Origin of the sequence: Glutamicibacter sp. JC586, assembly GCF_009805585.1 — a bacterium.
Lineage (GTDB): Bacteria > Actinomycetota > Actinomycetes > Actinomycetales > Micrococcaceae > Glutamicibacter.
The window spans coordinates 570,622-583,377 of record NZ_VHIN01000002.1; the positions used below are offsets into that span (position 1 = coordinate 570,622).

Genomic DNA, 12,756 nt, shown 5'->3' on the forward strand with positions numbered 1-12,756 from the left:
ATGCGGTCGGCCAGTTATTGCAGGGGATCGATGCCGCAAAGTCAAACGCTTCCCACGCTCCTGAGCACCCTGATGGGGCGCAGAAGAATCTCAGATAAAGGTATGCCAAGTCATCGCCAGCTATTCGGACGCCGACTGTTTCGCTGTCGTGTACGCGGTGTGGGCGGCGAGAACAGCCGTCACGGCGAGCACGGCGACGCTTAACGCAATCACCGGCAGGTAGTTGATCAGCAGCAGCGCGGCGATCGTGATCACCAACAGCACGGCCACTGCGATGAACCGGGATCGCGCAAGTCGTCCGAAGCGGGACCGGAGGAACAACAAGTTCCCTGCCAGGTAGACGAGCGGACCTGATGCAGTCACAAGAACGACTGCGGGCGTGAGGTGGTCGTGGGAGAGCCTCAGCTCTATGGAGACGGCAACGAGGATCGCACCCATGACCATGAAGGCATGCGCATAAGCATAGGCCGATCGGAGAGCCCCAGTTGAAGAGTCCCCACCGTGAGTATTCGGGCCAGCAAGGGCGAAGTAGTTCCACCAGAGCACGAACAGGGATGCGAAGCCGACGAGCATGCTCAGGGCGAGCGCCGGGGTGAGTTGGCCGTGGGAGACGATGCTGCCGCCCATGAGCAGGATGGACTCGCCGAGGGCGATGATGAAGACGAGACGGTTTCGCTCAGCCAGGTGCTCGGCGTCCGTGTCCCACTGATACATGGGGGCTGCGCCGATGCCGGGGATCCGGTAGTGGGCCAGCGGGGCTGCATAGTCGATGAGCACCGCGATCAGCCAAAGACCCAGCCGCCACTCGAAGGGCAGCGCCGCACCGAGTACCCAGAAGATGCCGGCCAGCGCGGTCCACAGCAGCAACATGCGGTAGTTGGCTGCGAGCTGGTGCCCACGGTACGCGATCATCATGAACACTGGACGAAGGAGGCCCATGAACAGGTAGCACCCGACGAACAGCCAGGCTCCGTCGCCGAAGGCGCTCGGAATGGCGATCGACATGCCCAATGCGGCAAGCATGAGCACCCCGGAGAGCAGCTGCACCGGTGTACGGCTCGGATTCAGCCAGTTCATCGCCCAGGCGGTGTAGTTCCAGCCCCACCACACCGCGGCGAACACCACGATGGTCTGGGCAGCACCCTCCCAGGAGAGGTGGTCGATGAGCAGGTGCGAGAGCTGGATGATGGCGAAGACGTAGACCAAGTCGAAGAAGAGTTCGACGGGGCCGACCTCGGATCGACGGTGCCCGGTGCGGGCGAGCGGGACGGCAGTCATGGTTGGCGAACCTCGTGTGTGTTGTTGTGCGGGGCTTCGAGGGCGACAGCAACGAGCGGACATCCATTTGGCTGGACGCCCGCTCAAGATGCCAGTGTCGGCTCAGCCTTCGCGGATCGTCATCTTCGCGAGCTTGTCGCCGTCGATGTCGAAGACGAACTTCGAGCGGCCGTTGGCGTGGTTGGAGCGCCAGTCGCCGATGACGGTGACCGTTCTACCGGCGACGTCGACCTCCTCAACCGCGAGGGTGCCGCGCGAACCGATGAACTCTTTGTCACTCCAGGTTTTGATCTGCCCGCGTCCAATGAAGTCGCGTCCCCAGTCGTCCACGGCCCCGTCAGGAGCGAAGGCGTCGAGGAAGGCTTGTTCGTCGTGGTCGTTGACTGCGGCGATGAACGAGGCCACGGGTTCGGGGATGGTGGGTGCTGCCATGGGGGTGCTCCTCTTTTCGTAGGGTCTAGCTCAGCGGGTGGTGTAGCCGCCGTTGGCGAAGATTGTCTGGCCGGTGATCCACCAGCCCTCGGAGGCGAGAAAGCGGACGATTGGGGCGATGTCCTCGATTTGAGTGAGTTGGTTGCCCATGCCCTGTGACTTGTGGAACTCGACCCGCTCAGGGGTCTCCTGACCGTAGAAGAACGGGGTGTCCATGGGGCCGGGTGCTATCGCGGTTACGGAGATGCCGCGATCGGCAAACTCTTTGGCCGCAGCGCGCGTGAAGTGCTCCACCGGACTCTTGCCTCCGGCGTAGGTGGAATAGCCGTCAGTGAAGGCCGCCAACAGGGCGGTGACGATGGTGATGATCTTGCCACCGTCAGCGAGGTTCTTGCCGGCCTCCTGAATGAAGAAGTAGGCGGCCTTGGAGTTGACGTCGAACATCGAGTCGTACTCGTCCTCGGTGGTCTCCACGATCGGCTTGCGCAAGACCTTGCCGACAGTGTTCACCGCGATGTCGATCGTGCCCAGCGCCGCTTCCGAATCGGCGAACAGGCGGGTCACGTTCGCCGGGACTGTGAGGTCTGCCTGGAACATAACGCCCTTGCCTCCTGCGGCTTCGATAGCGGCGAGCGTCTGCTCGGCGTCGGCGCGGCTGGAGTCAGAGTTGTAGTGGATCGCTACGTTCGCGCCGGCCTCGGCCGCCTGGCGGGCGATCAACCCGCCGAGGTTCTTCGCGCCGCCCGCGATCAGAACGTTCTTGCCCTTGAGTGTGTGCTCAGCCATGATGCTCCTTCTGTATCATCAGTATGCAACAGTATCATCCCGCTACATCAGCTAACATAGCATCATGACAGTAACGCCGACAAGCCATACACGGGAGCGATTGATTTCGGCGGCTGCCGACCTCATCGCTGCCGCCCCCGGGGAGGAGTTCTCGCTACGTGCGGTGTGCGAGACCGTCGGTGTGAAGATGCCGACGCTGTACCACTTCTTCGGCTCCAAGCAGGGGCTGATCAACGCGGTCATTAAACATGGATTTGACCTGTACCTGGGCGAGAAGTCTTCGATGGAGTCGTCCGGCGACCCCATCCAGGACATCCGCGTCGGATGGGACGCCCACGTCGCCTTCGGCCTGGCCAACCCCGGCTTCTACTCACTCATGTACGGCAAAGTTCAACCAGGCTACTCCCCTGAAGCGCAGTCGCGGCCAAGCAAAATCCTGCTCGGCCTCATGACGCGTGCAGCCACACAGGGCCGGCTCGCCGTTCCTGCGCAGCAGGCTGCGGCACACATCCTCGTGACAAATATCGGTGTCACCCTGCGGCAGATCGTCTTGGCAGCGCCGGACCCTGCCCTCTCTCAGGCTGTCCGTGAAGGTGCTATCTCAGCGATCACCGGTGCGGGAACACGGGCCGACAACCCGATCACCACCACCATCGAGCTCGCCGCAGCACAACCAGACGTCCTTGGCAGGGCAGAGACCCAGCTCCTCATCAAATGGCTCGGCGAGCTGAGCAGGGATAACGAGAAGCTGCAGTAGGCGAGTGCCACGAACTTCGGAGAGGCACAGCGGTCCCGGAGGGAGACAAGAGACCTTCTTCCATCACGCAACCGAGTTCCGGTACAGAGCAACCTCACGTCAGTCACGCGAACAGCGGCCGCGGGTCGAAGGTCACCCTCACGGAGACAATCTTTCCGTATTCGACGTGCGTCCAGTTCGCGACCTGCAAGGGGGCTCTGTCCCCCATCCGCAGTTCGGACCAGGTAATGACGTCGTCCTCAGATGCGAGACGGAGAAGAACCTTGTTCGACGTCGTGGCAACGAACATCCCGCCTAGACCCTCGATGAATTCGTCTGCCCGTTATGTTGTTGACAGCTCCTGAACACCGAAAAACATAGGAAAAAACATAGGAGCTGTCGGCCGACCAATCTCGGCATGGTGTCTTGCCCCTGCTTATCCAATAGTCCGGGGGTGTTGCCACCGAGAATGGGATGGCAGCGTGGTGATTGCTGATTAGGGTCGCGACGCCAAGGGTGGCGAGGACTTGTCGCATGGCCGCTGCGTCCAGTCCAGAAGTTCCTGGTGTGGATCACCCTGTTCCAGACCGGCAGCGCGATCAGCCGAACATTTCGCTAGTCCCAGGCGCGGCGACTCGCCTGCTTGTCGCTCATAAATCGAATGCCCGGCTCTCCATTGGGAGATCCGGGCACTCGAGCGGGACATTGAAGCGGAACGCGACTACACGTTGAAGCGGAACTCCACGACGTCGCCGCACGTACCAACCTCTGGGGACTCAGCACCATTGCCGTCATCTTGTACAAGATGTACCATTAGGCCATGACTTCCGTGACCCTCTCCGACTTCCGCAACCGTCAGGCCGACCTCATCGCGACGGCGCAGCGCGAGCCCGTCGAGATCACGTCCCGCGGCGCTGGTCGACGTGCAGTCGTCGTATCCCCGGAGTTCTACGATCGTGCGCTCCAGGCGCTGGAAGATCAAGCCGACATTCGCACCGCGGCGGCCGCACGTCAGGAGACTGAGCGCGTCTCCCAAGAGGATCTGGCCGCTGAACTCGGATTCTGATCCGTGACGTACCGGATCACCTACGTCGCATCGGCGGCGAAGGCTCTCCGCAAGCTCGATCGACAGGCCGCTCGGCGAATCTTCGAGGCGATCACCAGCCTGGCGGACGACCCTCGACCGCCAGGCTGCATCACGCTCCAGGGCGGCGACGGCGAACTGCGCATCAGGGGCGGCGACTACCGAGTCATCTACGACATCGTGGACGACGAGCTGATCGTGCTGATCCTCCGGGTCGGCCACCGACGAGAGATCTACCGATGAACGGTGACGTATTGCCCAGGATCGCCGATTCTGAGCTGGAGGCCTGGCTCACCGCCATCGCAGAACAGGGGCACAGCGCGCCATCGATAGCGCAACTCCGTGCGAAGCGGGCTCGACCAGGCGGGCCCGACATCCCGGTCGTGAATGACCTGGTCATTGCTGCCGACGGTGGCACCCGCATCCCGGTCCGCACCTACCGACACGACACGATGAACACGCGCGCCACATGTGTCTACGCCCATGGCGGCGCATTCGTGTTCGGGGATCTCGACTCGCATGACCGCGCGTGCCGACGCCTCGCAGCTCTCGGCGGCGTAGACGTCGTCGCGGTGGACTATCGACTCGCACCCGAGCACCCGGCCCCCGCAGGCATCGACGACGTCCGCGCCGTGCTCGGGTGGCTCGAGGAGCGTGTTGCGGGCGAAGTCCCCATAGGGCTTGCGGGCGATTCCGCAGGAGCCCTCATTGCCTTCCTCGCCGCGTGCGCATCCGACGTCGCGATCGACCAGCTTCTCCTGATCAATCCCAATGTGGATCTCGCTCTCTCGAAGCCCAGCGTGCTGACCAAAGGCGAGGGCTGGGGTCTGGACGCACGGGATCTGGAGTGGTTCGTGTCGCAGTGGGCACCCACGGCCGCATTGCGCGAGAGCCACGCGCTCAGTCCGTTACAGCAGCCGCCTTCGACCGCTCCGATGACGACGATCATCACGAGCGAGCATGACCCGCTCCGCGACGAAGGGCTGGATCTGGTCGAACACCTGCGAAATGCAGGACGCCTGACGGCGCACCATCACCTCGAGGGCATGGTCCACGGTGTGATCAACCTGGACACCATCTCCCCCACAGCTCGGCGAATGGGCGATGAATTCTTGACCGACTTCGCAGAGGATCTCAATCAGTCCAGAGACTGAACCGGAACGCCATCAGACGTTGAACCGGAACTCGACGGAGTTCCGGTACGTAGCAACCTCACGCGCCATGCCGTTTTTTGCTTTTCCGGTCAGCTCTTGGCCGCGGACACCCGACGGATCAATCGTGCAGCCCCCTGGCATACCAGTGCGGCGGGCAGGAGCAATGCGACGCCGTTGACCGTATCCCGGAACCGCAGCTCGCAGCCGTCCCTCTGGAGTTCTCGACGGGCCATGAGTGCCCCGGGAAGCATGATAGGCAAAGCCGTCGCAACACCGGCCGTGTAACCACGCTGCGCAACTGAAGCGACGAGGTGAGTCACGACGTGGGCTTCCAGCCCGGTAACGACTGCCCGATACATCGCAGACTTACCGGCGGAGTGCACGCCGCGGCCACAAGCCACCGCCACCAGAATTCCTATCAGCCCCACGGCGATCCACGATTGCTGCGGCGTGATCCTGAGTTGTTCTACACCAGTGCGGTCCACGAGACGATCACAGGATGCAGGAAACGCGAATGCCTCCTCGATGTCGTGGATTATCCATGCCGCAAAAAGTGCAGTCGGCCCCTTCCAACTCATAACTCGCCCTTCGCTTCGCGCATCCAAACCGGTTGAATCTGCTGGCCCACGTCCACCCGCATCAATTCACAGCCTACGGAGTGTTTAAAGCCATGCGATCGAGAGGTTGAACCGGAACTCCACTAAACGTTGAATCTAAATTCCACGACGTCGCCGTCCTTCATGATGTAGTCCTTGCCTTCAATGCGTGCCTTGCCCGCAGACTTGGCATTAGCCACCGAACCGGCGGCGACCAGGTCCTCAAAGCCAATGACCTCGGCCTTGATGAAGCCACGCTGGAAGTCGGTGTGGATTACGCCGGCAGCCTCAGGTGCGGTGGCACCCTTGCGAACGGTCCAAGCACGCGATTCCTTCGGGCCAGCGGTCAGGTAGGTCTGCAGGCCCAGGGTGTCGAAGCCGACGCGAGCAAGCTTGTCCAGACCGGACTCTTCGATGCCGGCGTCTTCCATCATTTCCTCGGCTTCGTCCTCTTCCAGCTCGGCGAGCTCGGATTCGAACTGGGCGTCAAGGAAGATCGCCTCGGCTGGAGCAACCAGTGCGGAGAGCTTGGCCTGCATCTCGGCATCGGCCAGACCAGCCTCATCGGTGTTGAACACGTAGATGAATGGCTTGGTGGTCATCAGCTGCATTGGTGCCAGCTCTTCAAGGTCAACGCCCTTGGTCTTTGCCGCGGCGAACAGGGTGATGCCTTCTTCGAGGATCTTCTGCGCTGCCAGCACTGCATCCAGGAAGGACTTCTCGATCTTCTTGGTGCGCAGTTCCTTTTCCAGGCGAGGCAGCTGGTTCTCGATGGTCTGCAGGTCCGCGAGGATCAGCTCGGTAGCGATGGTCTCGATATCCGAGGCCGGGTCCACCTTGCCGTTCACGTGGATCACGTCGTCATTCACGAATGCGCGGGTGACCTGGCAGATCGCATCGGCTTCGCGGATGGTCGCCAGGAACTTATTGCCCAGGCCTTCGCCTTCCGAAGCGCCCTTGACGATGCCGGCGATATCCACGAAGGAGACGGTCGCAGGCAGGATGCGCTCGGAATTGAAGATTCCGGCGAGCACCTTCAGCCGCGAGTCAGGCAACGGCACGACACCCACATTGGGTTCGATGGTTGCGAACGGGTAGTTGGCTGCCAGCACCTGGGCACGGGTCAGCGCGTTGAACATGGTGGACTTGCCGACGTTTGGCAGTCCGACGATTCCGATAGTAAGAGCCACGGGAGGAAATTCTACCTTTTACTAGTGATGAGCGCGCAATGGTGTACTGGCGCTTGAATTCTTATTGACAGATCAGGGCTATGGGCGGGCGTGCCCACCCAGGGCACGTTCCTCGTCGCCAGCTTCCTTGAGCTTGCCGCGGATTTCCTTGGGCAACGAGAAGATGATGTCCTCTTCCGCGGTGGTCACTTCGGCCACATCGGTGAAGCCGTAGTCGGCCAGCAAGGAAACGACTTCGCGCACCAATACCTCGGGCACCGAGGCACCGGAGGTCACGCCCACGGTGGAGACTCCTTCAAACCAAGACTCGTCCACTTCGTTGGCGAAGTCCACGCGGTAGGACGCCTTTGCCCCGTGGTCCAAGGCGACCTCAACAAGCCGCACCGAATTTGAGGAGTTGGCCGAGCCCACCACGATCACCAGATCGGCCTGTGGTGCGATGTTCTTGATCGCGGCCTGACGGTTGGTGGTGGCGTAGCAAATATCATCGCTGGGTGGATCCTGCAGATTAGGGAAACGCTTGCGCAGTCGGCGCACGATCTCCATGGTCTCATCCACGCTCAGGGTGGTCTGTGAGAGCCAGATCAGCTTGTCCGGATCCTTAACCTGAACGGTGTCGGCTTCTTCCGGGTTGTTCACGATGGTGGTCACTTCCGGAGCTTCCCCGTAGGTGCCTTCCACTTCTTCGTGGCCTTCGTGGCCGATCAATAGGATCTCATAGTCGTTCTTGGCGAAGCGCACGGCTTCGCGGTGCACCTTGGTCACCAGCGGGCAGGTTGCATCAATGGTCTGCAGGTTGCGATCGGCGGCGGACTGAACCACCGCTGGAGAGACACCGTGGGCGGAGAAGACCACCAGGGCACCTTCTGGGACCTCTTCGTTTTCTTCGACGAAGATCGCACCGCGGGACTCCAGTTCGGAGACCACGTGCAGGTTGTGCACGATCTGCTTACGCACATAGACCGGTGGGCCGTAGTGCTCCAGCGCCTTTTCAACTGCTACAACCGCACGGTCCACACCGGCGCAATAACCACGAGGAGCCGCGAGCAGTACCTTACGTTCGGTCACCTGCGGAGAGGCAGCGGCAATCTCGGCCGGGGTGCGACGAATACGCGGAACCCGAGGCATTGACAGCGATACCGGAATGGAAGTGGAAGTAGCCATACCTCTAGTCTACGAACTGGATGCAAGTTAGCCCATGCTCATATGATGCGCGCCACCTCATAGCCGCTGTGAGTTCCACCTCCACATTTGCTCGGTACCCCTAGCACGGCAGTGAACTGGGCAGTTTCACACTGGTACGCAGGATCGATCCGGCGTGATCACCACCTCGGTAGGCACGGCAGACTCCTAGTCCCCGCGCCCCCAAATTGGCTTTAATCTGCCGTAGTGCATCGGGCGAGAAACCGTACCATTGCATGTGCATCAAGACGGTGTCACCACCAACCGCGCCCGAGGCACGAGCGACGGTGATCGACTTAGATTTCACTTTCCAATCTTCGGTATCCCGAGTCCAGGTCCACGGTGCCATGCCCCTAGAGTCGTACCCGCACCGCACTGAGCCGTCGATCGCCCCGTAGGGTGGGCGCCCGAAGTTGGTGTGCACCCCGGTACCGCCTAATTGTGACCCAACCTGCTGACAGCTCAGTGGCCGCAAATCCGGGTGGCTGACCGAATGATTGATCACCCATTGGCCTTTAGCCCGGGCCAAGCTGGCAAGATCCACGCCGTAGCGAGATTTATATGAGGCGAAGCAGTCTCCGGTGGGGGCGAGCACCATCCCAATATTGGCGCTGGCGGCATAGTCAATGGCTGCCTTGTAAGAGCTCAAGCTGCTCGGGCAATCATCAAAAGTCAGCACCACGCGGGAGGTACGGTTCGGCCCCTTACCAAGTGGTGTTGCCGGCGGCTTGGGATAGGTGGTGACATAACTTCCACTGACCCAGCCGGTGTATCCGCCGTAACTCACCCGATACCAACCGTTGGAAGCTCGGGAATAGGCAGAGACCGTGGCCCCCTTGGGAATGGTGATCAGGATCCGATAATTGGTCGAGGTCCCGGTACGCAGGTTCAGGCTATCCAAGGTACGTACGGAGGCAGCTACCACGTAGGAGTTACTGACATACCCGGTTCGCCCGTCGTAGCTGACCTTGTACCAACCATTAGAGGCTCGCCCGAGCACTGGAACCGACGTGCCTTTGGGAATACTGACCAGGACCGAATACGCCGTGGAGGCTCCGGCGCGCAGGTTCAGGTTGTCAGTGGTGCGCACCCGCGCTGGCAAGTCGATGGATAGTTCCGTGCTGATGCTGAGCGTGGCCGCTCGCGCTATGGGTGCCACGGATCGAGCATCCGGTTGCGCCATTGCGGCCACGGGTACAGATCCGGCAGCCAGACCCAGGACCAGCGCAATCGCAGAGAGCGAATGAGTGGTGTCAAGATGGAATTTTTGCCCAAACATGATCTTGCGTCTTTCTCTAAAGCTTCCCCATGCTCAACAGTTTCCGCGCGCGAGACCTTAGGAACAATAGCTTTCAACAGGCTTAATCAAACCGTTGGAAAAGTTCTGAGAAGTACATTTCGAAGACTCAAACTACGACAAACTTCACCCGATCCGAGACCATTGCTCCATCTTGACCCGAGGCTCAGGGCAACCGGGAATTCGTTGATCTGTCGGTGCCATGCGGTAGTCTCACTTGTGCAGCGGCGATCATCAACGTCGGTGCCAATCATCGACTTTTCAAGGAGCGGCCAGGATGGAGCCCCAAACACCAGCAAGCCTGCCGGCCACCGCTTCTCAGACCACCGCGGACAACCCGTGGCCGCTGCGCCTGCTCTCGGAGAAGCTGAAAATCCACATCGAGAACTCCCCCGTTGTGTGGGTTGAAGGTCAGTTGTTGGAAGCGAATCTGCGTAACGGACATGCTTACCTCACCCTGCGCGATGTGGACGCTGATTTCTCGTTCTCGGTAACGATTTGGTCTTCTACCATGCGCAAACTTGATGCCACTCCACAGGTAGGTTCGCGGGTGGTGGCGCAGGTGAAACCAAGCTTCTACGCAAAAACTGGACGTTTATCTTTGAACGCCACGGACCTTCGCCCGGTGGGTTTGGGTGAACTTCTGGTGAGGCTAGAACGCTTGCGCCAGGCTTTGGGCGCCGAAGGATTATTTGATCCTGGACATAAGCGAGCTCTCCCGGTGCTTCCCGGGCGTATCGGCTTGATTACCGGTCGTGACTCGGATGCAGAAAAGGATGTTCTGCGTAATGCCACCCTGCGTTGGCCCTCGGCACAGTTCCGCGTCATCAATACCGCCGTTCAGGGCGTGGACGCAGCCAACCAGGTGATTGCAGCACTCCAAGAACTCGATTCCGATCCAAACATTGATGTCATCGTTATTGCCCGTGGTGGCGGCGCCTTAGAGGACTTGCTCCCCTTCTCCAACGAAGATTTAGTCCGCGCAGTTTTTGCCGCCCAAACCCCGGTGGTTTCTGCCATCGGGCATGAGGCAGACCGTCCAATCCTCGACGATGTGGCGGACCTTCGGGCCTCAACGCCCACCGATGCTGCCAAGCGCATTGTCCCTGATTTGAACGAAGAATTTGCCGGTTTGCACCAAGCACGCAATCGCTTGGAACGGTCAATCAACAATCTCATCGAGCGCGAAGCACAGCTATTAGCATCGGTGCGAGAACGCCCGGTTCTGGCCAACCCACAGGTGATGGTCAGCGTACGGGCTGAAGATCTGGAACGATGGAAACAGCGTTCCAGCGATCTTTTGCACTACAAGGTGCAACGAGCTCGTGATGAAATCACCCACCTGAAATCGCAGGTACGTGCGCTGTCCCCACAACAAACCTTGGACCGTGGTTACTCGGTCACTCAACTCGCTGACGGAAGCATCGTGCGAGAAGCCGCCCATGCACCGGTGGAATCGCAACTATTTATCCGCCTAGCCTCTGGCCAGTTGACCGCGCAGACCACCGCATCCATTCCCGCTAAAGACACCGCGAACTAAGACAAGAATTCTGGAGCCATCATGAACACGCAAATCCCTGAAGACATTGCCCAGCTCTCCTATGAGCAAGCCCGCGAAGAACTGCTCACCGTGGTCAGCCAGCTAGAGACCGGCGGCGTTGCGTTGGAAGCTTCGCTCGCACTCTGGGAACGCGGCGAAGCCTTAGCCACTCACTGCGAGAACTGGCTCAACGGTGTTTCGCAGCGCCTCGAACAGGCTCGCGCCCGCCACGAAGAGGCCAACGAACAATAGGATTTGGAATCGGGAACTATCTAGTCGCTTCTAGTCGTCCCTTTTCCTTCTCAACGTCGAAAGTTGCTTCGGGCCAATCGGGTGTAACTTTCTGCAAGGTATCCAGCAGCAATTCAGCCACGCATAACCGAGCACGCCACTTTTGATCTGCCGGCACGACGTTCCACGGTGCGCTCTGGGTGTTGGTCCGGTTGATGGCGATCTCGTAAGCCTGCTGGTAGTCCTCCCACAGCAGACGATCATCGATATCACCCGGAGAGTACTTCCAATGCTTATCAGGGCGTTCAAGTCGCTCAGAGAGGCGTTCGTACTGTTCATCACGACCGATATGTAGCATTACCTTAATGGGGTGGATGTTCTTCGCGTTCAGTTGCTCTTCTAAGTCAACAATCTTCGAGTACCGTGAGTCCAGCTCCTCCGGCTCGGCCAGTTCCTTCACCCGGGCAATGAGTACGTCTTCGTACTGTGACCGGTCAAAAACGCCGACTATTCCTTTTTTGGGAAGCTGTTTGTTGATGCGCCATAAGAAGTCTCGCGCGGCTTCGGCTTTGGTTGGGGCTTTAAACGCATGATGTTGAACGCCTTGAGGGTCCAGCATTCCTAGGACATGGCGAACAATGCCTCCCTTTCCGGAAGTGTCCATCCCCTGCAAGATCAGCAGGACCGATGGTGCCGGCTGTCCCTGAACCGATGCAGCGAAGAGTCGCTCCTGCAGTTCTGAGAGCTGCACAGCCAGCTCTTCCATGCGCACCTGTGCAGCCTTCTTGTTTTTCGGTGCGCCCTTAGGCCACCACTCTGGGTTCTTGGTGGCGCGGTCCGCGATCTTCAAATTTGGCTCAGCGCGCAGGGCTTTGATGAGGTTCTTCGGGTATGAGCTCAATGCAGACTCCTTCAATGGAACGTGTAGCTCTAAATCTAGTGATCAGATCGCGTTGTGGCTAGAAGATTTCGGAGTCTCGATGACTAATGATTGCTACAAACACTTTGTGAACTTCTTTAGGATCAGTTTCCCTCGCCCCACAATCCAGGCATGAAAAGGCCGATGCCTGTTTTCATGCAGCGGGTGAGCCCGATTGAGTTCCGCAAAAACAGCGGCGGCAAAGCGCATCAGATATTCGATGTCTCGTCGGTTGGGATCCCATCATTCATGGCCTGAAGAGACCAACGCACGGAGAAGTGCCTTGCGCTAATGGGAGATAATTTTTCGAATATTTCGGGCCAGCGTTCTT

Annotated in this window: 14 protein-coding genes; 6 read left to right on the top strand and 8 right to left on the bottom strand. The window is 59.8% G+C overall.

Going from position 1 to position 12,756, the window contains the following annotated elements; genetic code table 11:
• Positions 1-120: 120 nt before the first annotated feature.
• From FJV47_RS02850 to FJV47_RS02860, 3 genes are all read right to left on the bottom strand, one after another.
• A complete protein-coding gene (locus FJV47_RS02850; RefSeq protein ID WP_159609819.1) occupies positions 121-1,278 on the bottom strand; it encodes a low temperature requirement protein A in 1,158 nt (385 codons plus the stop codon).
• Between the two features lie 102 nt (positions 1,279-1,380).
• Positions 1,381-1,710 (bottom strand): nuclear transport factor 2 family protein, encoded by a 330-nt coding sequence (locus tag FJV47_RS02855; protein ID WP_159609821.1) that lies wholly within the window; start codon positions 1,708-1,710, stop codon positions 1,381-1,383.
• A gap of 30 nt (positions 1,711-1,740) precedes the next feature.
• Complete coding sequence (locus tag FJV47_RS02860) at positions 1,741-2,496, bottom strand: SDR family oxidoreductase (protein WP_159609823.1); 756 nt, start codon at positions 2,494-2,496, stop codon at positions 1,741-1,743.
• A gap of 64 nt (positions 2,497-2,560) precedes the next feature.
• Between FJV47_RS02860 and FJV47_RS02865 the strand changes: the two genes are divergently transcribed.
• The 4 genes from FJV47_RS02865 (at position 2,561) to FJV47_RS02880 (ending at position 5,470) form a co-directional block, all read left to right on the top strand.
• Entirely contained in the window at positions 2,561-3,253 is a 693-nt protein-coding gene (locus tag FJV47_RS02865) for a TetR/AcrR family transcriptional regulator (RefSeq protein WP_159609825.1), read from the top strand.
• Between the two features lie 799 nt (positions 3,254-4,052).
• A complete protein-coding gene (locus FJV47_RS02870; RefSeq protein ID WP_159609827.1) occupies positions 4,053-4,298 on the top strand; it encodes a type II toxin-antitoxin system Phd/YefM family antitoxin in 246 nt (81 codons plus the stop codon).
• 3 nt (positions 4,299-4,301) lie between these two features.
• On the top strand, positions 4,302-4,559 hold the full coding sequence (locus FJV47_RS02875; RefSeq protein ID WP_159609829.1) for a type II toxin-antitoxin system RelE/ParE family toxin: 258 nt from the start codon (positions 4,302-4,304) through the stop codon (positions 4,557-4,559).
• The gene (locus FJV47_RS02880; RefSeq protein ID WP_159609831.1) at positions 4,556-5,470 is read left to right on the top strand and encodes an alpha/beta hydrolase; all 915 of its coding nucleotides are present in this window, start codon (positions 4,556-4,558) and stop codon (positions 5,468-5,470) included. Before FJV47_RS02875 ends, FJV47_RS02880 begins: the two co-directional genes overlap by 4 nt.
• A gap of 89 nt (positions 5,471-5,559) precedes the next feature.
• Here FJV47_RS02880 and FJV47_RS02885 read toward each other — a convergent pair whose 3' ends face one another.
• The 4 genes from FJV47_RS02885 to FJV47_RS02900 all read right to left on the bottom strand — a co-directional run bounded on the left by FJV47_RS02885 (position 5,560) and on the right by FJV47_RS02900 (position 9,717).
• The gene (locus tag FJV47_RS02885) at positions 5,560-6,048 is read right to left on the bottom strand and encodes an HXXEE domain-containing protein (protein WP_159609833.1); all 489 of its coding nucleotides are present in this window, start codon (positions 6,046-6,048) and stop codon (positions 5,560-5,562) included.
• Between the two features lie 122 nt (positions 6,049-6,170).
• Positions 6,171-7,256 carry a redox-regulated ATPase YchF gene (gene ychF, locus FJV47_RS02890; RefSeq protein ID WP_159609835.1) on the bottom strand — a complete coding sequence of 362 codons (1,086 nt, stop codon included), beginning with the start codon at positions 7,254-7,256 and terminating at the stop codon, positions 6,171-6,173.
• A 78-nt stretch (positions 7,257-7,334) separates the two neighbouring features.
• Positions 7,335-8,420 carry a 4-hydroxy-3-methylbut-2-enyl diphosphate reductase gene (locus FJV47_RS02895; protein ID WP_159609837.1) on the bottom strand — a complete coding sequence of 362 codons (1,086 nt, stop codon included), beginning with the start codon at positions 8,418-8,420 and terminating at the stop codon, positions 7,335-7,337.
• Positions 8,421-8,520: 100 nt separating this feature from the next.
• Positions 8,521-9,717: an SH3 domain-containing protein gene (locus FJV47_RS02900; RefSeq protein ID WP_159609839.1), complete on the bottom strand. Its 1,197-nt coding sequence runs from the start codon at positions 9,715-9,717 to the stop codon at positions 8,521-8,523.
• A gap of 295 nt (positions 9,718-10,012) precedes the next feature.
• Between FJV47_RS02900 and xseA the strand changes: the two genes are divergently transcribed.
• Together xseA and FJV47_RS02910 are read left to right on the top strand one after the other, a co-directional pair.
• Positions 10,013-11,275: an exodeoxyribonuclease VII large subunit gene (gene xseA / locus FJV47_RS02905; protein ID WP_159609840.1), complete on the top strand. Its 1,263-nt coding sequence runs from the start codon at positions 10,013-10,015 to the stop codon at positions 11,273-11,275.
• Positions 11,276-11,296: 21 nt separating this feature from the next.
• Positions 11,297-11,527, top strand: coding sequence for an exodeoxyribonuclease VII small subunit (locus FJV47_RS02910; RefSeq protein WP_159609841.1), 231 nt, complete (start codon positions 11,297-11,299; stop codon positions 11,525-11,527).
• A gap of 16 nt (positions 11,528-11,543) precedes the next feature.
• Here the strand turns inward: FJV47_RS02910 and FJV47_RS02915 are convergent, their stop codons facing one another.
• Positions 11,544-12,407 (bottom strand): PPK2 family polyphosphate kinase, encoded by an 864-nt coding sequence (locus FJV47_RS02915; RefSeq protein WP_159609842.1) that lies wholly within the window; start codon positions 12,405-12,407, stop codon positions 11,544-11,546.
• Positions 12,408-12,756: the final 349 nt, after the last annotated feature.

Bases quoted from the DNA above. Each gene is read 5' to 3' on its own strand.
- FJV47_RS02860 (WP_159609823.1), bottom strand. From the start codon at position 2,496: ATGGCTGAGCACACACTCAAGGGCAAGAACGTTCTGATCGCGGGCGGC.
- FJV47_RS02900 (WP_159609839.1), bottom strand. From the start codon at position 9,717: ATGTTTGGGCAAAAATTCCATCTTGACACCACTCATTCGCTCTCTGCG.
- FJV47_RS02865 (WP_159609825.1), top strand. From the start codon at position 2,561: ATGACAGTAACGCCGACAAGCCATACACGGGAGCGATTGATTTCGGCG.
- FJV47_RS02850 (WP_159609819.1), bottom strand. From the start codon at position 1,278: ATGACTGCCGTCCCGCTCGCCCGCACCGGGCACCGTCGATCCGAGGTC.
- FJV47_RS02880 (WP_159609831.1), top strand. From the start codon at position 4,556: ATGAACGGTGACGTATTGCCCAGGATCGCCGATTCTGAGCTGGAGGCC.
- FJV47_RS02885 (WP_159609833.1), bottom strand. From the start codon at position 6,048: ATGAGTTGGAAGGGGCCGACTGCACTTTTTGCGGCATGGATAATCCAC.
- FJV47_RS02895 (WP_159609837.1), bottom strand. From the start codon at position 8,420: ATGGCTACTTCCACTTCCATTCCGGTATCGCTGTCAATGCCTCGGGTT.
- xseA (WP_159609840.1), top strand. From the start codon at position 10,013: ATGGAGCCCCAAACACCAGCAAGCCTGCCGGCCACCGCTTCTCAGACC.
- FJV47_RS02870 (WP_159609827.1), top strand. From the start codon at position 4,053: ATGACTTCCGTGACCCTCTCCGACTTCCGCAACCGTCAGGCCGACCTC.
- FJV47_RS02910 (WP_159609841.1), top strand. From the start codon at position 11,297: ATGAACACGCAAATCCCTGAAGACATTGCCCAGCTCTCCTATGAGCAA.
- FJV47_RS02855 (WP_159609821.1), bottom strand. From the start codon at position 1,710: ATGGCAGCACCCACCATCCCCGAACCCGTGGCCTCGTTCATCGCCGCA.